The 18,249-nt window shown below is 70.1% G+C and carries 17 protein-coding genes and 1 other RNA gene; 14 read left to right on the top strand and 4 right to left on the bottom strand.

Annotated features, from left to right (window positions below):
• Window positions 1-15 precede the first annotated feature (15 nt).
• On the top strand, window positions 16-1,011 hold the full coding sequence (locus AC1RN0_RS04245) for an HlyD family secretion protein (protein WP_492786182.1): 996 nt from the start codon (window positions 16-18) through the stop codon (window positions 1,009-1,011).
• On the opposite strand, the gene AC1RN0_RS04240 is transcribed toward AC1RN0_RS04245, so the two are convergent.
• The gene (locus tag AC1RN0_RS04240; protein ID WP_492786181.1) at window positions 1,008-3,377 is read right to left on the bottom strand and encodes a heavy metal translocating P-type ATPase; all 2,370 of its coding nucleotides are present in this window, start codon (window positions 3,375-3,377) and stop codon (window positions 1,008-1,010) included. The genes AC1RN0_RS04245 and AC1RN0_RS04240 overlap by 4 nt on opposite strands.
• Window positions 3,378-3,468: 91 nt before the next feature.
• Between AC1RN0_RS04240 and AC1RN0_RS04235 the strand changes: the two genes are divergently transcribed.
• Both AC1RN0_RS04235 and AC1RN0_RS04230 read left to right on the top strand, forming a co-directional pair.
• A complete protein-coding gene (locus tag AC1RN0_RS04235; protein WP_492786180.1) occupies window positions 3,469-3,744 on the top strand; it encodes a metal-sensitive transcriptional regulator in 276 nt (91 codons plus the stop codon).
• Window positions 3,745-3,823: 79 nt separating this feature from the next.
• Window positions 3,824-4,729, top strand: a complete 906-nt coding sequence (locus AC1RN0_RS04230; protein ID WP_492786179.1) for an SDR family NAD(P)-dependent oxidoreductase — start codon at window positions 3,824-3,826, stop codon at window positions 4,727-4,729.
• Between the two features lie 96 nt (window positions 4,730-4,825).
• On the opposite strand, the gene AC1RN0_RS04225 is transcribed toward AC1RN0_RS04230, so the two are convergent.
• Complete coding sequence (locus AC1RN0_RS04225) at window positions 4,826-5,725, bottom strand: hypothetical protein (RefSeq protein ID WP_492786178.1); 900 nt, start codon at window positions 5,723-5,725, stop codon at window positions 4,826-4,828.
• Between the two features lie 128 nt (window positions 5,726-5,853).
• Here AC1RN0_RS04225 and AC1RN0_RS04220 point away from each other — a divergent pair, with 128 nt between their 5' ends.
• The gene (locus AC1RN0_RS04220) at window positions 5,854-7,275 is read left to right on the top strand and encodes an MFS transporter (RefSeq protein ID WP_492786177.1); all 1,422 of its coding nucleotides are present in this window, start codon (window positions 5,854-5,856) and stop codon (window positions 7,273-7,275) included.
• Here AC1RN0_RS04220 and AC1RN0_RS04215 read toward each other — a convergent pair.
• Entirely contained in the window at window positions 7,272-8,369 is a 1,098-nt protein-coding gene (locus AC1RN0_RS04215) for an Mrp/NBP35 family ATP-binding protein (RefSeq protein WP_492786176.1), read from the bottom strand. The genes AC1RN0_RS04220 and AC1RN0_RS04215 overlap by 4 nt on opposite strands.
• A 302-nt stretch (window positions 8,370-8,671) precedes the next feature.
• On the opposite strand from AC1RN0_RS04215, the gene hflK reads away from it, so the two are divergent.
• On the top strand, window positions 8,672-9,595 hold the full coding sequence (gene hflK, locus AC1RN0_RS04210) for an FtsH protease activity modulator HflK (RefSeq protein WP_492786175.1): 924 nt from the start codon (window positions 8,672-8,674) through the stop codon (window positions 9,593-9,595).
• On the top strand, window positions 9,592-10,449 hold the full coding sequence (hflC, locus tag AC1RN0_RS04205) for a protease modulator HflC (protein ID WP_492786174.1): 858 nt from the start codon (window positions 9,592-9,594) through the stop codon (window positions 10,447-10,449). Before hflK ends, hflC begins: the two co-directional genes overlap by 4 nt.
• Window positions 10,450-10,592: 143 nt before the next feature.
• On the opposite strand, the gene serB is transcribed toward hflC, so the two are convergent.
• Window positions 10,593-11,483 (bottom strand): phosphoserine phosphatase SerB, encoded by an 891-nt coding sequence (gene serB, locus AC1RN0_RS04200; RefSeq protein ID WP_492786173.1) that lies wholly within the window; start codon window positions 11,481-11,483, stop codon window positions 10,593-10,595.
• A 198-nt stretch (window positions 11,484-11,681) separates the two neighbouring features.
• Here serB and miaA point away from each other — a divergent pair, with 198 nt between their 5' ends.
• The 8 genes from miaA to AC1RN0_RS04160 all read left to right on the top strand — a co-directional run bounded on the left by miaA (window position 11,682) and on the right by AC1RN0_RS04160 (window position 18,227).
• Window positions 11,682-12,617 (top strand): tRNA (adenosine(37)-N6)-dimethylallyltransferase MiaA, encoded by a 936-nt coding sequence (gene miaA, locus AC1RN0_RS04195; protein WP_492786172.1) that lies wholly within the window; start codon window positions 11,682-11,684, stop codon window positions 12,615-12,617.
• A 177-nt stretch (window positions 12,618-12,794) separates the two neighbouring features.
• Entirely contained in the window at window positions 12,795-14,612 is a 1,818-nt protein-coding gene (locus tag AC1RN0_RS04190; protein WP_492786171.1) for an acetolactate synthase 3 large subunit, read from the top strand.
• Between the two features lie 9 nt (window positions 14,613-14,621).
• Complete coding sequence (gene ilvN, locus AC1RN0_RS04185; RefSeq protein WP_492786170.1) at window positions 14,622-15,173, top strand: acetolactate synthase small subunit; 552 nt, start codon at window positions 14,622-14,624, stop codon at window positions 15,171-15,173.
• Between the two features lie 42 nt (window positions 15,174-15,215).
• Complete coding sequence (locus AC1RN0_RS04180; RefSeq protein ID WP_492786169.1) at window positions 15,216-16,001, top strand: hypothetical protein; 786 nt, start codon at window positions 15,216-15,218, stop codon at window positions 15,999-16,001.
• A gap of 8 nt (window positions 16,002-16,009) precedes the next feature.
• Window positions 16,010-16,373, top strand: a transfer-messenger RNA (tmRNA) gene (ssrA, locus tag AC1RN0_RS04175).
• 84 nt (window positions 16,374-16,457) lie between these two features.
• The gene (locus AC1RN0_RS04170; protein ID WP_492786168.1) at window positions 16,458-16,946 is read left to right on the top strand and encodes an SspB family protein; all 489 of its coding nucleotides are present in this window, start codon (window positions 16,458-16,460) and stop codon (window positions 16,944-16,946) included.
• Between the two features lie 7 nt (window positions 16,947-16,953).
• Window positions 16,954-17,421, top strand: coding sequence for a PaaI family thioesterase (locus AC1RN0_RS04165; RefSeq protein ID WP_492786167.1), 468 nt, complete (start codon window positions 16,954-16,956; stop codon window positions 17,419-17,421).
• 5 nt (window positions 17,422-17,426) lie between these two features.
• Complete coding sequence (locus tag AC1RN0_RS04160) at window positions 17,427-18,227, top strand: C13 family peptidase (RefSeq protein WP_492786166.1); 801 nt, start codon at window positions 17,427-17,429, stop codon at window positions 18,225-18,227.
• Window positions 18,228-18,249 lie beyond the last annotated feature (22 nt).

Raw genomic sequence — 18,249 nt, 5'->3', positions numbered from 1 at the left:
GTGAAGGGACGTTTCATGTTCGGCTTTCTGCGTAGCCGCTGGTTCTGGATTGTAATCGTGCTGGCGGCGCTGGTGGTCGGCGGGGGCTTCTTCATGAAGGGCCGCGCCGAGGCCCGCAAAAAGGAGCTGGCCACGGCGGCCAGCCACATCGCGCCCAGCCCCTTCTCGGCCATCGCCAACGGCAAGGCGGACGTCGAGGGCGGCATCATCCAGGTTGCCGCCCGCCGCGGCGGCGTGGTCAAGGCGGTCTACGTCCAGGAAGGCGACCGCGTCGTCGCCGGCCAGGTTCTCGCCCGCCAGGAAGACGATGATCCCCGCCTGGCGGTCAACCGCGCCAGGGCCGAGGTCGCCCAGGCCCAGGCCCAGATCAACGTGCTGCAGGTCAAGCTCGACGCCGCCCGCCGCGAGCTGGGCCGTCTCAAGGCCCTGTCGGCCAGCAACTTCGTCGCCGGCCAGCGCCTCGACAAGCAGGCCGACGAGATCCGTGACTGGGAAGCCCAGATCGTCGCCCAGCGCGCCGCGGTCGGCACGGCCACCGCGGCCCTGCGCGAGGCGGAATACGCCCTCGAACTGACCGTCATCCGCGCCCCGACCAACGGCCGCATCGTGCGTCGCTACGCCAATCCCGGCGCCGGCGCCTCGACGCTCAACGTGTCCAACATGTTCGACCTCGAGCCGGACACGGCCCGTATCGTCCGCGCCGAGATCGTCGAGGCCGATATTCCCAACGTCGCCGACGGCCAGCAGGTCGAGATCCAGCCGGAGTCCGACCCGAACAAGACCTACGTCGGGGCCGTCCTGCGCCGCGCCGCCGTGTTCGGGGCCCGCAAGCTGGCCTCCGACGACGCCAGCCAGCGCAGCGACGAGCGCGTCGTGGAGGTGGTCGTCAGCGCCGACGGCGCCCCCCTGCTGATCGGCCAGCGCGTGCTGGTGAAGTTCATGAAGCCGGGCTTCAAGGCGGGCGAGAAGCGCGCCGCGCCCAAACCCGCCGCCCCGGCCGGCCAGGGCTAGAGCTTCACCGCCCGTAGCCGCAGCGCGTTGGCGATCACGCTCACCGAGCTGAGCGCCATGGCGGCGGCGGCCAGCTGCGGCGACAGCAGCAGACCGAAGGCGGGGTAAAGGATCCCGGCCGCGATCGGCACGCCGGCGGCGTTGTAGACGAAGGCGAAGGCCAGGTTCTGGCGGATGTTACGCATCGCCGCCCGCGACAGCCGCCGCGCCCGCACGATGCCGTTGAGATCGCCCTGCAGCAGGGTCACTCCCGCGCTCTCGATGGCCACGTCCGTGCCGGCGCCCATGGCGATGCCGACGTCGGCGGCGGCTAGGGCCGGGGCGTCGTTGACCCCGTCCCCGGCCATGGCGACGACATGGCCTTCCGCCCGCAGGCGTTCGACCACGGCGGCCTTGCGGTCCGGAAGGACGTCGGCCTCGACCTCGTCGATGCCCAAGTCGCGGGCCACCGCCTCGGCGGTCACCCGGTTGTCGCCGGTCATCATCACCAGCCGCACACCCTCGGCCTTCAGCGCCGCGATCGCCGCGCGGGTCGTCGGCTTGACCGGGTCGGCGATGGCCAGCAGGCCCTCGGCCCGGCCGTCGACGGCGACGAACACCACCGAAGCGCCGGACCCGCGCAGGGTCTCCGCCTCGGCGTCGAAGGCCGTTGTCGCGATGCCCAGCTCGGCCAGATAGCGGCCGGCGCCGATGGCGACCCGACGGCCGCCGACGATGCCCGTCACGCCCTTGCCGACCGGCGAGTCGAAGTCCGTGACCGGCGACAGGCGCAGCCCCCTCGCCCGCGCGGCCTCGACCACGGCGTGGCCCAGCGGGTGCTCGCTGGACGCCTCCAGGCTGGCCGCCAGAGCCAGCAGATCGTCCTCCGCAATCGAGGCGACACGCATGCCGGTCAGGGCCGGCCTGCCCTCGGTCAGGGTGCCGGTCTTGTCGACCACCAGCACATCGACCTTCTCCAGCCGTTCCAGCGCCTCGGCGTTGCGGATCAGCACCCCGGCCCGGGCCCCGCGACCGACCCCGACCATAATCGACATCGGCGTGGCCAGTCCGAGCGCGCAGGGACAGGCGATAATCAGTACACTGACGGCTGCCACCAGGGCGTTGGCCATGCGCGGGTCGGGACCCCAGATCGCCCAGCCGATGAAGGCAAGGACGGCGGCGGCGATGACCAGCGGCACGAACCAGCCGGCGACCCGGTCGGCCAGCCGCTGGATCGGCGCGCGGCTGCGCTGGGCCTGGGCGACCATATCGACGATCCGCGCCAGCAGGGTGTCGCGTCCGACCCGGTCGGCCCGCATGATGAAGGCCCCGGTCTGGTTGATCGCCCCGCCGACGACGCTGGCGCCGGCGTCCTTGAGCACCGGCATCGACTCGCCCGTGACCATCGACTCGTCGACATGGCTGCGCCCTTCGAGCACCTCGCCGTCGACGGGGATCTTCTCGCCCGGTCGCACCCGCAGCCGGTCGCCCGGATGGATGACGTCGACCCCGACCTCGGCCTCGCTGCCGTCGTCCGCGATCCGCCGGGCCGTGCGCGGCGCGAGGTCCAGCAGGGCGCGGATCGCGCCGCCGGTCTGTTCCCGCGCCCGCAGCTCGAGCACCTGGCCCAGCAGCACCAGCACGGTGATCGCCGCCGAGGCCTCGAAATAGATCGGCGGCAGGCCGTCGTGGCCGTGGAAGGTATGGGGCAGCGCGTCCGGGACCACGGTCGCGACCACCGAATAGAGCCAGGCCGCCCCCGTCCCCAGGGCGATCAGGGTGAACATGTTGAGGTGGCGGCTGAGCAGCGAGGCCCAGCCGCGCTGGAAGAACGGCGCCCCGGCCCACAGCACCACCGGACTGGCCAGAACCAGCTCGATCCAGGCCGTGGTCCGGCCGCTCCAGGGCGGCATGAGACCGAACAGGTGCATGCCCATGTCGAGCGCGAACACCGGGATCGTCAGGGCCAGCGCGATCCACAGCCGCCGCCTCATGTCGGCCAGTTCGGGATTGGGTCCGTCGTCCAGGCTGACCGTCTCGGGCTCCAGCGCCATGCCGCAGATCGGACAGGACCCCGGCCCCTCCTGGCGGACCTCCGGATGCATCGGGCAGGTGTAGATCGTCCCGCTCGGCGCCGCGGCGACCGGCGCGGGGTTCAGATAGCGGTCCGGGTCGGCGACGAACTTCGTTTCGCAGCCGGCCGAGCAGAACCAGTAGTCCTGGCCCGCGTGCACGGCGTGATGCGTCGCCGTCGCCGGATCGACGGTCATGCCGCAGACCGGATCCTTCACCCCGCCCGCGCCCTTGTCGCCCTGCCCGGCGCAGCAGCCGCCCGCGCCGTGCGCGGGGCCGTGGTCATGGTGATGGGCGTGATCGTGCCGGGTCATGGCGGTTTCCTCACAGGGACTTTCACAATCGGTCGCCGGTGGATATATACCCCCCGTAGGTATCGTTCAAGAACCCCCAGGGGGTATATAAATGCAAGACGCCGCCAAGGGCTCCGTGCTCAAACGCCTCAACCGCATTGAAGGTCAGGTGCGCGGGCTGTCGAAGATGATCGCCGAGGACCGCTACTGCATCGACGTCGTCACCCAGATCGCCGCCGTCCAGGCCGCGCTGCGCAAGGTCGAGGAAGAGGTGTTGCGCGACCATGTCGCGCACTGCGTCGAACACGCCATCGCCAGCGGCGACGCCGACGAACAACGCCGCAAGGTGGCCGAGCTGATGGACGTGTTCGGCAGGAGCGGGCGTTAGGTCACCCTTGACGCCTCCTCTGCTGCGCCGCAAAACGCCGCCGAAATCCAATCAGGCGCTAGCGCAGAGGAACTCTCACATGGCCGACATTCGCTTCGACGGTAAGGTCGCGATCGTCACGGGGGCCGGCGGCGGTCTCGGACGTCAGCATGCCCTGGAACTGGCCCGCCGCGGCGCCAAGGTCGTGGTCAACGACCTGGGCGGCTCGATGGACGGCTCGGGCGGCTCCTCCGCCGCGGCCGACGCGGTCGTGGCCGAGATCAAGGCCTTCGGCGGCGAAGCCATCGCCAACGGCAGCTCGGTCACCGACGACGCCGGCGTCGCCCATATGGTCAAGCAGACCATGGACCAGTGGGGCCGTATCGACATCCTGATCGCCAACGCCGGCATCCTGCGCGACAAGTCGTTCTCCAAGATGACCATCGAGGACTTCGAGCTGGTGCTCAACGTCCACCTGATGGGCACGATGAAGCCGACCAAGGCCGTCTGGGAAATCATGAAGGCCCAGAACTACGGCCGGATCGTCGTCACGACCTCCTCGTCGGGCCTGTACGGCAACTTCGGCCAGTCGAACTACGGCGCGGCCAAGCTCGGCATCATCGGCTTCATGAACACCATCAAGCTCGAGGGCCAGAAGAACAACATCCACATCAACGCCATCAGCCCGGTCGCCGCCACGCGCATGACCGAAGGCCTGATGCCGCCGGAAGTGCTGGAAAAGCTGAAGCCCGAGTACGTCACCCCGGGCGTGGTCTACCTGGTCTCGGAAGAAGCCCCCACGGGCGCCATCCTGACGGCCGGCGCCGGCGCCTTCGCCCTGTCGAAGATCGTCGAGACCGAGGGTGTCTACCTCGGCGAAGGCGGCCTGTCGGTCGAGGAAGTCCGCGACAACTGGGCCAGGATCACCGACGACAGCCAGGCCAAGGCCTATTTCGCCGGCGGCGAGCAGGGCCAGAAGTTCTTCCGCAAGATGGCCGGCGGCTGATCCTTCGGGGACATGCGCTTCAGTGCGTGTCCCCGTCTTCAGAGATCCAAAGGGGGACACGGACCGGAGCGGTGCGTGTCCCCTTTTTCCTGCCCCCTACTCCGCGCAGCGGGCCGGGTCGTCGCGGGTGATCACGCAGGCCATGCGCCACCCCCGCTCCGGGCCGTAGACCTCGCCCAGCCGGGCGATGAACCAGGTCCAGCGCGCCTTCGTGTCGTCGGCCGCGACATCCATGGCCCGGCGATAGACGCCGTTCGCCCCGCGCGGCGAGCGGGCCCCGTCCTTGTTGAGCGTCGCGTGCTTGACCCGGCCCTGGCAGTAGAGGGTCTCGGGGAACCCCGCGTAACAGCCGCTGATCAGTCCCTCGGGCATCCGCTCGTCGGGCCAGGCCTGGTCGAGCCAGCCGGCCGGCGTCGCCTGGCCGAGCCCGGGCGGTCCCGAACGGCCCTTTCCCCCGGCCATTGGGTCGACCCAGTTGCTGTGCGAATAGAAGTCCTGCGACGCATGGAAGGCCATGCCGACGGCCTCCAGCACGCCGCACTTGCCGGTGGCGCGGCCATCGTAGGCGCACGGCATGGCGGTCGCCGCCGCATTGATGGTCAGGTCCGGACCGACCAGTTCGGCGGCGCGATTCACCGCCTCTTCCATGCTGACGAAGATGAACGCCCGGCAACTCTCGAGCACTGCCTCGGCCTCGGCCCGCGCGCGCGGATAGCCGGGCGTATCGAGCCAGTCGCCGTTGTCGCAGTGGGCGGCGCTGGTCGACATCAGACCCCGGTCGGGGCGATCCGGCGCGCCGACGGCGCCGAAAGTTCCCCGCTTGCCGGCCAGTTCATCGAGGGTGCGCGAGTCGAGCCCGGACTGCGCCAGCGCCTTGCGCGTGATGCGCTCGTGCTCCGCGTCCTGGCCCATCCCGTGAATGGTGCCGAACGCCAGCGCCGGGAGGGGCGCCAGCAGCATCGCCGCGGTGAGCGCCCATCGGTAGACCTTGATCATCCCGTGTCCTCCAGCCCGGAAACAACCTTGAAGGCGCCGCAACGTCATGTCCAGAAGGCGCTTGCGGTCGTCGTCGGGGCGCCCTCTCATTCGCGCAGGGACGAAACAGACAAGAACCGGAGACACGGTTGTCGAACAAAGATGATGGCGCGAAAGCCGCGCCCGGCGCGCGCCTGCCGTCCGGGGTGCTGGCGGCCTTCTCGATGGCGAGCATCCCCGTAGGGGCGCTGACCACCCCGCTGCTGGTTCACCTGCCGCCCCATTACGCCGGCCTGCTGGGCCTGCCCCTGGCCGCCGTCGGGGGGATCTTCTTCCTCGTCAAGCTGATGTCGATCTTCTTCGACCCGGCCGCCGGCCTGTTCATGGACCTGACCCGCACCCGCGTCGGCCGCTATCGGTTCTGGCTGCTGGTCGCCGCGCCGATCCTGATGCTCGGCGTCTGGATGCTGTTCCGCGCCGAGGTGGGCGTCAGCAAGACCTTCCTGCTCGGCTGGCTGATCGTGCTCTACATCGGCTACTCGCTGCTGGCCCTGTCGCAGGCGGCCTGGGGCGCGGTGCTGGCCACCAGCTACAACGAGCGGTCCCGGGTTTACGCCTGGGCCCACGTCACCGGGACGATCGGCGCGGTGGCCGTGCTGCTGCTGCCCTCCCTGCTGAAGGTCCCCGAGACAGGCGTCGTGCCGTTGATGGGCCTGATGATCGTGGTCTCGATCCCGGTCACCGCCCTGATCGTCGCCTTCGGCGTGCGCGAACCCGTCGTGCCGCGCCGCGCCGCGACCGACCGCCTGTCCATGCGGGACTTCCCCGCCCTGGCGCTGCGCCCGACGATGCGCCGGCTGCTGGCGGCCGACCTGCTGTTCACCTTCGGCCCGGCGATCACCTCGCCGCTCTACCTGTTCTTCATGCAGCAGGCGCGCGGCTACAGCCTGACGCAGTCCAACCTGATGCTGCTGCTGTTCATCCTGGCGGCGGTGTTCTGCGCCCCGCTCTGGGCGCTGGCGGCCTATCGCTGGGGAAAGCACCGCACGCTGATGGCGGCGGCGGCGGCCTATTCGGTGGCCCAGGGCGTGATCTATTTCATTCCGGGCCAGACCTTCTGGCTGATGGCCCCGGCCATGTTCCTCGCCGGCGGCATCCTGGCGGCGCTGAGCTTCCTGGTCCGCGCCATGGTCGCCGATGTCGGCGACGAGGTGCGGCACGAGACGGGCAAGGACCGCGTCGGCCTGCTCTATTCGCTGGTTTCGAGCACCGCCAAGGTCGGCACCGCCTCGGCCGTGCTGGTCACCTTCGCCATTCTCGACAAGGTCGGCTTCAACGCCGCGCCGGGCTCGGTCAACACGCCCGAGGCCATGAACGGCCTGGTGCTGACCTACGCCATCGCCCCGGTGATCCTGGTCATGGCGGGGGCCTTCGCCATGCGCGGCTACAGCCTGACGCGCGAGAAGCACGCGGCCATCCGGACGGAACTGGACGCCCGCGACGCGGCGCAGGCCTCCAGCGTTCCGTCGGCCGCCGACATGCTGACCGCCTCGCCGACGCCGGCGACCTAGAGCAGCGCCTTCGCCGCGGCGCGGAAGGCCTCGGCCGCCGCGCTGTGGCCGGCGCCGGCGGTCAGCGGCGCGCCGTCGTCGCCGGCCTGGCGCAGGGCGATCTCGATCGGGATCTCGGCCAGCAGCGGCACGCCCAGCGTCTGCGCCTCGGCCCGGGCCCCGCCCGTGCCGAAGATCGGGATCGGCGCGCCGGTCGACGGGTCGGCGAAGAAGGCCATGTTCTCGATCACGCCGAGGATCGTCGCCCCGGTCTTCTGGAACATGCCCACGGCCCGGCGGGCGTCGATCAGGGCGATTTCCTGCGGCGTGGAGACGATCACCACCCCGTCGACGGCGAAGTTCTCGACCAGCGTCAGATGGATGTCGCCGGTGCCCGGCGGCATGTCGATGACCAGGATGTCCAGCGGCGCCTCGGGCGTGGCCCAGCGCACGTCGTTGACCATCTGGCGCACGGCGGACGAGGCCATCGGCCCGCGCCAGATCATCGGCGAGCCCTCGTCGACGAGGAAGCCGATCGACATGACGGTGACGCCGTGCGCCTGCAGCGGCTGCAGCTTGCCGTCGATGAACAGCGGCTCGCCGTCGACGCCCATCATGCGCGGGGCCGAGGGGCCGTAGACGTCGGCGTCGAGCAGCCCGACCTTCAGGCCGAGGCCGGCGAAGGCGCAGGCCAGGTTCACGGCGACGGTCGACTTGCCCACCCCGCCCTTGCCGCTGGCCACGGCGATGACCCGCTTGACGTTCTCGGGCCGCTTTACCTCCTTGCGGGGCTTCAGCTCGGCCTTGGGATCGCCGGCGACGCGGGCGCCCTTGCGCTGGCGGGTCACGCCCGCGGGGGCCGAGGCGGTCAGCACCACCTGGGCCTTTTCGACGCCCGGCAGCGCCGCCAGGGCCTTTTCGGCGGCCTCGCGGATGTAGGCGTAGCGCGCGGCGTCCTCCGCCGGCACCTCCAGCATGAAGCCGGCGCGGCCGTCGCGCAGGACCAGTCCCTGCACCAGTCCGGCGGCCGCGAGGCCCTTGCCCGAGCGGGGGTCGGTTATCTTGTCCAAAGCGCGAAGCGCGGTGTCTCGATCTGCGGATGTATGAAAGGTCATGGGGACAGCTTGCCTTGACGGGCGCGGCGTCTCATATCCGCTTGACCGCGCCGGCTTGCAAGCCCGCCGAACCACGACGGAAAAGCGACGCACGAAATATGCCCTGGAACGACAACGGCAATCCCGGACCCTGGGGCGCTCCGCCCCCTTCCGGCGGCAAGGGTCCCTCCGGGGACGAACCGAAACGACCTTCCGGTCCCGGCCCCGGGCCCCGCCGGCCTCCGGGCCAGCCGGACCTGGACCAGTTCCAGCAACAGCTGAAGGCCCAGCTGCGCGACCTGCTCGGCGGATCGGGGGGCGACATGTCGCCCCGGCGCATGGCGCCGCTGATCGCCGGCGGCCTGGTCGCCCTGTACCTGGCCTCGGGCATCATCGTCGTCGGGGCCAAGCAGGAGGCGGTGGTCACCACCTTCGGCGCCTGGACCCGCAGCTACGGGCCTGGCGTGGGTTATCACCTTCCGCTGTTCGAGCGGGCGATCAAGGTCGGCACGACGGAACTGCGCGAGACGGTGGTCGACGGCGCCAACGGCGCGGCCAACGACACCCTGATGCTGACCGGCGACGAGAACATCGTCGACCTGTCCTTCACCGTGCAGTGGTACGTGAAGAACCCGGCCAACTACCTGTTCAACATCCAGGACCCGGACGACACGGTGAAGGCCGTGGCCGAAAGCGCCATGCGCGAGGTCGTCGGCCGCAACGCGATCATCGGCATCATCGGCCGTGACCGCGGCCGGGTGCAGATCGAGGTCGCCGAGCTGATGCAGCGCATCCTCGACAGCTACCACGCCGGCATCGTCATCGACGGCGTCCAGGTCAGCGAGGCCGGTCCGCCGACCGAGGTCAACGACGCGTTCCGCGATGTGAACAACGCCAGCCAGAACGCCGAGTCCTACGCCAACCAGGCGCGGGGCACGGCCGCCCAGATCATCCAGCAGGCCAAGGGCTACCAGGCCCAGGTGGTCCGCGAAGCCGCCGGTGAGGCCGCCCGCTTCAACCAGGTCTACGAACAGTACCGCCTGGCTCCCGGTGTGACCCGTGACCGCCTGTACATCGAGACCATGCAGCGGGTGCTCGAGAACTCGAACAAGGTGATTATCGACGGCAAGGGCGTGACCGCCCCGATCGTCCTGTCGCCGGACACCTTCAAACCGCGCGCGCCCGCTGCGCCGACGGCCACCAGCGCGGCCCAGCCGCAGGTTCGCCAGCCGGGAGCGGCCCAATGACCAGTCAACGTGGCACGCTCTACGGCATCGTCGCCGCCGTCGTCCTGATCGTTCTGAGCCAGACCTTCTTCGTGGTCGACCAGACCCACCAGGCGGTGATCATCCGCGTCGGCGAGGTCGTCCGCACGGTCAACGCCGGCCCCGACGACGGTCCCGGCCTGAAGATCAAGCTGCCGTTCTTCGAGAACGCCATCCTGTTCGACAAGCGCAACCTGAACCTGCCGGTGAACCAGCACGAGATTCTCGCCGGCAACCAGGAACGGCTGATGATCGACGCCTTCGTGCGCTATCGCATCAGTGACCCGGTGCGGTTCTACGTCCGCCTCGGCGACGAGCGTTCGGCCCCGGTGCGGCTCAACTCGGTCATCAACGCCTCGCTGCGTCAGGTGCTCGGCACGGCCAGTTCGGAAGAGATCATCTCCACCCGCCGCAGCCAGCTGATGCGCCGCATGCGCGACGACCTGGGCGGCCGGGCCCGCGCTTCGCGCTTCGGCATCGAGGTGATCGACGTGCGCATCCGCACCGCCGACCTGCCCCAGGCCAACCAGGCGGCGGTGTTCGAGCGGATGAAGACCGCCCGCCAGCAGGAGGCCGCGCGTATCCGCGCCACCGGCCTGCAGCAGCAGCGCGAGATCATCGCCACCGCGACCGAGGAGGCCGAGACCATCCGCGGCCAGGCCGACGCCGAACGGGCGAAGATCTTCGCCGCCAGCTTCGGCAAGGATCCGAGCTTCGCCGCCTTCTACCGCTCGATGCAGGCCTACGAGGCCTCGATGGGCAAGGGCGACACCACGCTGGTCCTCAGCCCCGACAGCGCCTTCTTCCGCTACTTCAGCAAGGGCGGCGGCGGCTGATCCCGTCATGGCCCGGCTTGTCCGGGCCACCCAGGAACACCAGGATTCAGGAAGGGCGCGGCTTCGGTCGCGCCCTTTTCTGTTAGCCGGTCACGCATGGGTGGCCCGGACAAGCCGGGCCATGACGGCTATGGGCCACGGGGTCAGCCAGCGAACTCTTCCCGCCGGTAGCCCTGGAAGTACAGTAACGCCGTCAGGTCGGCGTGGTCCACGCGGGCGTCGGCCCGGGCCGCGACGATCGGCTTGGCGCGGTAGGCGACGCCGAGGCCGGCCGCCTCAATCATCGCCAGATCATTGGCCCCGTCGCCGATGGCCAGGGCTGCGGCGGGCGTGACGCCCAGCGCTTCGGCCTCTTCCCGCAGCGCCGCCAGCTTGGCCTCGCGGCCGAGGATCGGCTCCCCGACCAGGCCGGCCAGCACGCCGCCTTCCTCGATCAGGGTGTTGGCGCGGTTGTCGTGGAAGCCGGCGGCGGTCGCCACCCGGCCGGTGAAGAAGGTGAAGCCGCCCGACACCAGCACGCAGCGCGCGCCGTGCGCGGCCATTGTCCGGACCAGGGTCTCGGCGCCGGGGTTCAGCCGCACCCGCGCGTCATAGCAGGCCTGCAGGGAGTCGATCGCCAGGCCCTTGAGCATGGCCACCCGCTCGCGCAGCGCGCCCTCGAAGGCCAGTTCGCCGGCCATGGCCCGCTCGGTGATGGCCGAGACCTGCGCCTTGACCCCGGCGAAGTCGGCCAGCTCGTCGAGGCATTCGACGTTGATGATGGTCGAGTCCATGTCGGCGACCAGCAGCCGCTTGCGGCGCCCCTCGGCCGGCTGGACGCAGACATCGACGCGGCGGCCTTCGAGCGCGCCCTCGGCCCGCTCGCGGATCAGCGCCGGAAACGCGCTCTCGACCGGCAGGTCCGCCGCGTCGGGGCCGAGCAGGTCCGGCTCACCCACGGCCGCCCCCGTGCCGGCGACGGCGATCTCCACCGCTTCCATGGCGGCGGCAAGATCATGGGGATCGGCGGCGACGAGGGTGACGACGAGCTGCATGCGCGCCGCCTAGCCTGCTTTCACGGGAATGGGAACCTTGGTTGCGTGGTTCGGCACGCGCCTTCGGCGCTGCTCACCATGACGTAGCAGAAACGCAGCAACACAAATGCCCGTCATCCTGAGCAGGCCCGAAGGGCCGTGTCGAGGACGCAGGGCCTATCGGTGGCGAAGCCGCGCCGCTTGGCTTAAGGCGGGACCATGACGAGTCAGATCCTGCTGATCGCCGGGCCGACCGCGAGCGGCAAGTCCGCCCTTGCCCTGCGCGCGGCGCGGGCTTTGGATGGCGAGATCGTCAACGCCGACGCCCTGCAGCTGTACGCCGACCTGACCGTTCTCTCGGCCCGGCCGACGGTCGAGGAGCAGGCGGGGGTCCCCCACCACCTGTTCGGCGTGGCCGACGGGGCCGACGGCTGGTCGGTCGGCCGCTGGCTGCGCGCCGCCTCCCCTGTGCTGGCCGATATCCAGGCCCGCGGCCGCACGCCGGTGGTGGTCGGCGGCACCGGCCTCTATTTCAAGGCGCTGACGGAGGGTCTGGCTGACGTCCCGCCGACGCCCGCCGCCGTCCGCCAGAGCGTCACCGGCCTGTACGACTCCCTCGGCGAGGCCCGCTTCCGCGACCTGCTGGCGTCCGCCGACCCCGACGCCGCCCGCCGCATCGAGGCCGGCGACCGCATGCGCCTGCAACGGGCCATGGAGGTGCTCGAAGCCACCGGCCGGCCGCTGAGCGCCTGGCAGGCCGACACCGCCCCGGCGCTCGAGCCCGACGCGTGGCGCGCCGTGGCCATCGTGCCGGACCGCGCCGGGCTCTACGCCCGCTGCGACGCCCGCTTCGACGCCATGCTGGCGGCCGGCGCGCTGGACGAGGTGCGGACCCTGCTGTCGCGCGGCCTGGACCCGCAGCTGCCGGTGATGAAGGCCGTCGGCGTGCGCGAACTGGCCGCGCATCTGGCCGGCGAAATGCCGCTCGACCAGGCCGCCGACCTCGCCCGCCAGGAAACCCGCCGCTACGCCAAGCGCCAGCTGACCTGGCTGCGTAACCAGACTCCTGACTGGCCGAAGATCACCGAAACGGCCTTGGACGCGGCCTGGGGGCAATTCCTTGCGCTTGACCCCGCCTTGACGCCCGCGTCGTAGCGTGGCATCTCCAACTCCTGCGATTTGGAGCAAACATCGTGCGCAACTCAAGCGTCGTACTTACCGAGCGGCCGACAGCGGCGTGACCTGAACGGTCACGCTGTCGCCGGTCGCGCGCACTCAGGGCCCTTACCGGGCCTTTTTTATTGCCTTTTTCGTCCCCCGAAGAGCCGAACCATGACCGCCTCCACCACCACGTCCGCCCCGCCCAGGACCATCGCCCGCGAAATGACCGGCGCCGAAATCGTCGTGCAGGCGCTGATCGACCAGGGCGTCTCGACCCTGTTCGGCTATCCGGGCGGCGCGGTGCTGCCGATCTATGACGCCCTGTTCCAGGACAACGAGCGCCACGGCGACCGCCTGCGCCACATCCTCGTCCGTCACGAGCAGGGCGCGACCCACGCGGCCGAGGGCTATGCCCGGTCGACCGGCAAGCCCGGCGTGGTGCTGGTCACCTCGGGCCCCGGCGCGACCAACGCCATCACCGGCATCGTCGACGCGCTGATGGACTCGATCCCGATGGTCGTCTTCACCGGCCAGGTGCCGACCCACCTGATCGGCACCGACGCCTTCCAGGAGGCCGACACCGTCGGCATCACCCGCGCCTGCACCAAGCACAACTACCTGGTGAAGGACGTCGCCGACCTGCCGCGGATCATCCACGAGGCCTTCCACATCGCCACCAGCGGCCGGCCCGGCCCGGTGCTGATCGACATCCCCAAGGACGTGCAGTTCTCGAAGGGCGTCTACCTCGGCCCCGACGAGGTGACGTTCAGCCACGGCTACGCCCCGCGCATCAAGGGCGACCCCGCCCGCATCGCCGAGGCGGCCAGGCTGATCGCCAAGGCCCGCCGGCCGGTGTTCTACACCGGCGGCGGCGTGATCAACGCGGGCCCGAAGGCCAGCGAGAGCCTGCGCACGCTGGCGGCCCTGACCGGCGCGCCGGTGACCTCGACCCTGATGGGCCTGGGCGCCTTCCCGGCGGCCGACCCGGCCTGGCTGGGCATGCTGGGCATGCACGGCACCTTCGAGGCCAACCACGCGATGCACGACTGCGACGTGATGATCTGCGTCGGCGCCCGCTTCGATGACCGCGTCACCGGCCGCCTCGACGCCTTCTCGCCGAACAGCAAGAAGATCCACATCGATATCGACGCCTCCTCGATCAACAAGAACGTGCGGGTCGACATCGGCATCGTCGGCGACGCCGGCAGCGTGCTGGACGACCTGATCGCGGCCTGGAAGGATCTCGACCTCAAGCCCAACCGCAACGCCCTGGACGACTGGTGGCGGCAGATCGACGGCTGGCGCGCGCGCCAGTGCCTGGCCTTCCGCACCAACGACACGACCATCAAGCCGCAGCAGGCCATCGACCGGCTGTATGCCCTGACCAGGGACCGCGACACCTACATCACCACCGAGGTGGGCCAGCACCAGATGTGGGCCGCGCAGCACTACCGCTTCCAGGAGCCGAACCGCTGGATGACCTCCGGGGGCCTCGGCACCATGGGTTACGGCATGCCGGCCGCCATCGGCGTGCAGCTGGCCCATCCGGACAGCCTGGTCATCGACATCGCCGGCGAAGCCTCGATCCAGATGTGCATCCAGGAGCTGTCGACGGCGATCCAGTACGATCTGCCGATCAAGATCTTCATCCTCAACAACGAGTGGATGGGCATGGTCCGCCAGTGGCAGCAGCTGCTGCACGGCGAGCGCTATTCCCACAGCTACTCCGAAAGCCTGCCGGACTTCGTCAAGCTGGCCGAGGCCTACGGCGCGGTCGGCATCCGCTGCAGCGACCCGGCCGAGCTGGACGCGAAGATCCTCGAGATGATCGACAGCCCGCGCCCGGTGGTCTTCGACTGCCGCGTCGAGAAGAACGAGAACTGCCTGCCGATGATCCCGTCGGGCAAGGCGCACAACGAGATGATCCTGCCCGACGGCGGCGAGGACATGGGCTCGGTGATTGACGAAGCGGGCCGGCGGCTGGTCTAGGAAGCGATCATGAGCACCGATCCCCAGCCCGCCTCCGCCTACGACCTTGCCCATACGGACGAGGTCGAGAGCCTCGCCACCTTCGCCCTGCTCGTCGACAACGAGGCCGGGGTGCTGCACCGCGTGGTCGGGCTGTTCGCCGCCCGCGGCTACAACATCGAAAGCCTGACGGTCGCCGAGACCGACCACAAGGCCCACACCAGCCGCATCACCATCGTCACCCGCGGCGCGCCGCATGTGCTGGACCAGATCGAGGCCCAGCTCAGCAAGGTGATCAGCGTCCGCCGCGTGCATGACGTCACCCGCGACCCGCGCGGCATCGAGCGCGAGCTGGCCCTGGTCAAGGTGCGCGGCGAGGGCGTGAACCGTGTCGAGGCCCTGCGCGTGTCGGACATCTTCCGCGCCAAGGTGGTCGACACCACCTCCGAGAGCTTCGTGTTCGAGATCACCGGCGCGCCGTCGAAGATCGACAGCTTCGTGGAACTGATGCGGCCGCTCGGACTTGTGGAACTGTCCCGCACCGGCGTCCTCTCGATCGAGCGAGGCGCCGAGGGCATGTAGGGGAGACCCGACCTGCCGGCTCTTTTTCTCGCCCTGACGATTATGGCGGCGTCCGCGCCGCCCCCGCCCGACATCCTGCCGCCGCCCGATCCGGCGGCCTGGTGGACCGAGCCCTGGCCCAAGCCGCCGGAAGCGGCCGATCCGCTGGGCGGCCGACGCGCCGGTCGCAACGAGCGCCCGCCGCCGATCGACAACGGCGTCGACCCCCTGCTCTACCGCCTCTGGAGCCTCCCGCCGCTGCAGACACAGCTGGTCCGGCGCGGCGACATGATCCTCGAGGCCTGGGTCCGGCCGACCGGCGGCGTGCGCCAGGGCGTTGTTCGGGTCACCCTGCGCGGCGACGGCCAGGCCTTCGTCCAGGGCCGGGCGGGCCTCGGCTGCTGCACGCCGCGCATCGCCCGGCTGGTGGCGTTCGACGAGGCGCTGCCCCAGGACCGGATCGCCGCCTTCCGCGCGCTGGCCGAGCATCCGATGTGGGCGCAGCCGCAACTGACCGAGATCGAGGAGGCCGACGGCTCGGCCTCGGCCCTGTGCGTCGACGGCGTGGCCTGGGACCTGACCCTGGTCACCCCCGGCGCCAGCCGGCGGCTGCACCGCGCCTGCCTCGGCGAGGAGATCGGCTCGATCGCCGACGCGCTCGGCCCGCTGGTCGCCGCCGCGCTGGGCCAGGATCCGCGCTTCGACCTGCTGTTCCCGCGCGGCGCGGACTTCAGCCGCGAGGTCGCCGACTACCAGGCGCTGCTGGCCCGCGGCGGCCGCCTCAAGCCCGCCCGCGCCAACCGGCCCCAGCCGCCGATGATTCCCGTCCCCGAGGCGGGAGACCAATAGACGCAGCGGTCCTTCCCCCCACGCCCGTTCGCCCCTATATTGGGAGTGTTCGGGCTTGCCCGGGCTATGGACATAAACGCGCGTGTAATAAGCGGACTGGACCCGGGTGCGATTCCCGGCGGCTCCACCAATTCCTTCTTCGGGTTATCGCCGGAAGTATGGGGCCGATCAGCATCGACAGACGTCTAAAGGCGTTGCTTTGTCCCGGCGTGGCTCACCGATTCGGGCCATTAAACTAACTGCGAACGATAACTTCGCTGAAGAGTATGCGATCGCCGCGTAATGCGGTGCTAGCGCACTCAGCCTAAACTCCTGGGGGTTCAGATCCTCAGGCGGGGCCCGGAGGGGGCCTGCCAACAGAACCCCTCCACCTTTCCCCTCTTTCCTTGGCCCCTCACCGCTTTGCGAGTGCGTCGCGACAGGCTACGCTTGTTCTTCACACAGGCGTCTTGAGTCATGGCCACCCAACAGAAACCGCCCGAAGACCTGATGAACTACGAGGCGCTGGCCCAGGACGCCCTGCGCGGCGTGGTCAAGGCCGCGCTCAAGGTCGCCGCCGCCCCCGGCGGCATCCCCGGCGATCACCATTTCTACATCAGCTTCCGCACCAAGGCGCCGGGCGTCTCGGGCCCGCCGGACCTGCTGGGCAAGTATCCGGACGAGATGACCATCGTCCTGCAGCACCAGTACTGGGATCTGGCTCCCGGCGAGACCTTCTTCACGGTCACGCTGAAGTTCGGCGGCTCGCCCAAGAAGCTGTCGGTGCCCTATGCCGCGGTGACCCGCTTCTTCGATCCGCACGTGCAGTTCGGCCTGCAGTTCGAGCCGCCGCCGGCGGACCTCGAGCCGGTCGGCCTGGACGAGCCGGTCGAGCCGGACGCGCCCAAACCCCCGCTCGACGACGGCCCGAAGGTCGTGTCGCTCGACCAGTTTCGCAAGAAGTGAGGCGCCGTTGAGCGACGTCGCCGCCGAGGAACCGCAAAGCCTGACGGACGAGGCCATCCTCGCCCGCTTCGCCAACGCCAAACGCCGGCCGCCGGGCTCCGAGCTGCTGGGCTTCCGCATGGTGCGGGTGACCCAGGCCGACCGCGAGGTCGAGGTCGCCTTCGAGGCCACCGAGCAGCTGACCAATCCGATGAAGCAGATCCAGGGCGGCTACCTCTGCGCCATGCTGGATGAATGCATGAGCGTGGCCTGCATGGTCGCCTCGGGCATGACCTGCGTCGCGCCGACGGTCGAGATGAAGACCAGCTTCTTCCGCCCGGCCCTGCCCGGCTCGATCACCGGCATCGGCCGGGTGGTTCGCTGGGGCAAGACCATCGCCTTCACCGAGGGCGAGCTGCGCGACGCCGAGGGCCGCACCCTGGCCCGGGCCACCGGCACCGCGATGCCGACTCCCTTCACCCGGTACAAGGCCTGAGACCAGTGCACAGGGGGCTTCTCGCGATCATCGGATTGCTGGCCTTCTGCATCGCCGGTCCTGCATTCGCCGCCAACGCGCCGGCGAGCCCGTTCAACAACTGGGCCTCGATCGTCGTCGCCGGCGACTGGCGCGCCCATGACGGCGGCCCGACCGAGGCCTTCGACAACGCCCGCCGCGACGTCGCCGCGACCCTGGTGGGCCTGGGCTTCCGGCCCGAGGCCATGACCCAGCTCTCGACCCGGCCGGAGCGCTACGCCGACACCCGACCGACGCGGCTGACGGCCCAGACCATGCTCGACACGCTCAAGGCGGCCACGGCCAGGGCCCCGGCGGGCTGCCTTGTCTACTACACCTCGCATGGCTCGCCCCAGGGCGCGGTGGCCGACGACAACGGGCAGATGAAGCTGCTCGCGCCCTCGGACATGGCCGCGCTGCTTGATGCGGCCTGCCCCAACCGGCCGACCATCGTGATCATCTCGGCCTGCTTCTCCGGCGTCTTCATCCCCTGGCTCGAAGGGCCGCAGCGGATGGTGATCACCGCGGCCCGCAAGGACCGCAGCTCGTTCGGCTGCAGCTCGGAAGACAAGTATCCGTTCTTCGACGCCTGCTTCCTCGAGTCGGTCGGGACCGTGCGCAACTTCCCGGCCCTCGCCCCGGCCATCCAGGCCTGCGTCGCGCGGCGGGAGACCCAGATGCAGCTGTCACCGCCGTCCGAGCCCCAGGTGGCCATCGACGGAACCCTGCGCCTGCGGCTCGGCATGATGCCCTTCCCGCCGGGCGCCCACGGCGTGCAGTCACCATGACGCCACTGACCGCAGACTGACC

The organism is Caulobacter sp. GW821-FHT12F03 (genome assembly GCF_058806855.1).
The sequence above is the reverse complement of the archived record's forward strand: the minus strand, read 5'-3'. Positions and strand labels throughout refer to the sequence as shown.

Excerpts from the sequence above, each read along its gene's own strand:
- AC1RN0_RS04230 (WP_492786179.1), top strand. The coding sequence starts at position 3,824 with ATGGCCGACATTCGCTTCGACGGTAAGGTCGCGATCGTCACGGGGGCC.
- ilvN (WP_492786170.1), top strand. The coding sequence starts at position 14,622 with ATGAGCACCGATCCCCAGCCCGCCTCCGCCTACGACCTTGCCCATACG.
- hflK (WP_492786175.1), top strand. The coding sequence starts at position 8,672 with ATGTCGCCCCGGCGCATGGCGCCGCTGATCGCCGGCGGCCTGGTCGCC.
- AC1RN0_RS04240 (WP_492786181.1), bottom strand. The coding sequence starts at position 3,377 with ATGACCCGGCACGATCACGCCCATCACCATGACCACGGCCCCGCGCAC.
- AC1RN0_RS04235 (WP_492786180.1), top strand. The coding sequence starts at position 3,469 with ATGCAAGACGCCGCCAAGGGCTCCGTGCTCAAACGCCTCAACCGCATT.
- AC1RN0_RS04170 (WP_492786168.1), top strand. The coding sequence starts at position 16,458 with ATGGCCACCCAACAGAAACCGCCCGAAGACCTGATGAACTACGAGGCG.
- AC1RN0_RS04225 (WP_492786178.1), bottom strand. The coding sequence starts at position 5,725 with ATGATCAAGGTCTACCGATGGGCGCTCACCGCGGCGATGCTGCTGGCG.
- AC1RN0_RS04190 (WP_492786171.1), top strand. The coding sequence starts at position 12,795 with ATGACCGCCTCCACCACCACGTCCGCCCCGCCCAGGACCATCGCCCGC.
- miaA (WP_492786172.1), top strand. The coding sequence starts at position 11,682 with ATGACGAGTCAGATCCTGCTGATCGCCGGGCCGACCGCGAGCGGCAAG.
- AC1RN0_RS04245 (WP_492786182.1), top strand. The coding sequence starts at position 16 with ATGTTCGGCTTTCTGCGTAGCCGCTGGTTCTGGATTGTAATCGTGCTG.
- hflC (WP_492786174.1), top strand. The coding sequence starts at position 9,592 with ATGACCAGTCAACGTGGCACGCTCTACGGCATCGTCGCCGCCGTCGTC.
- serB (WP_492786173.1), bottom strand. The coding sequence starts at position 11,483 with ATGCAGCTCGTCGTCACCCTCGTCGCCGCCGATCCCCATGATCTTGCC.
- AC1RN0_RS04215 (WP_492786176.1), bottom strand. The coding sequence starts at position 8,369 with ATGACCTTTCATACATCCGCAGATCGAGACACCGCGCTTCGCGCTTTG.
- AC1RN0_RS04180 (WP_492786169.1), top strand. The coding sequence starts at position 15,216 with ATGGCGGCGTCCGCGCCGCCCCCGCCCGACATCCTGCCGCCGCCCGAT.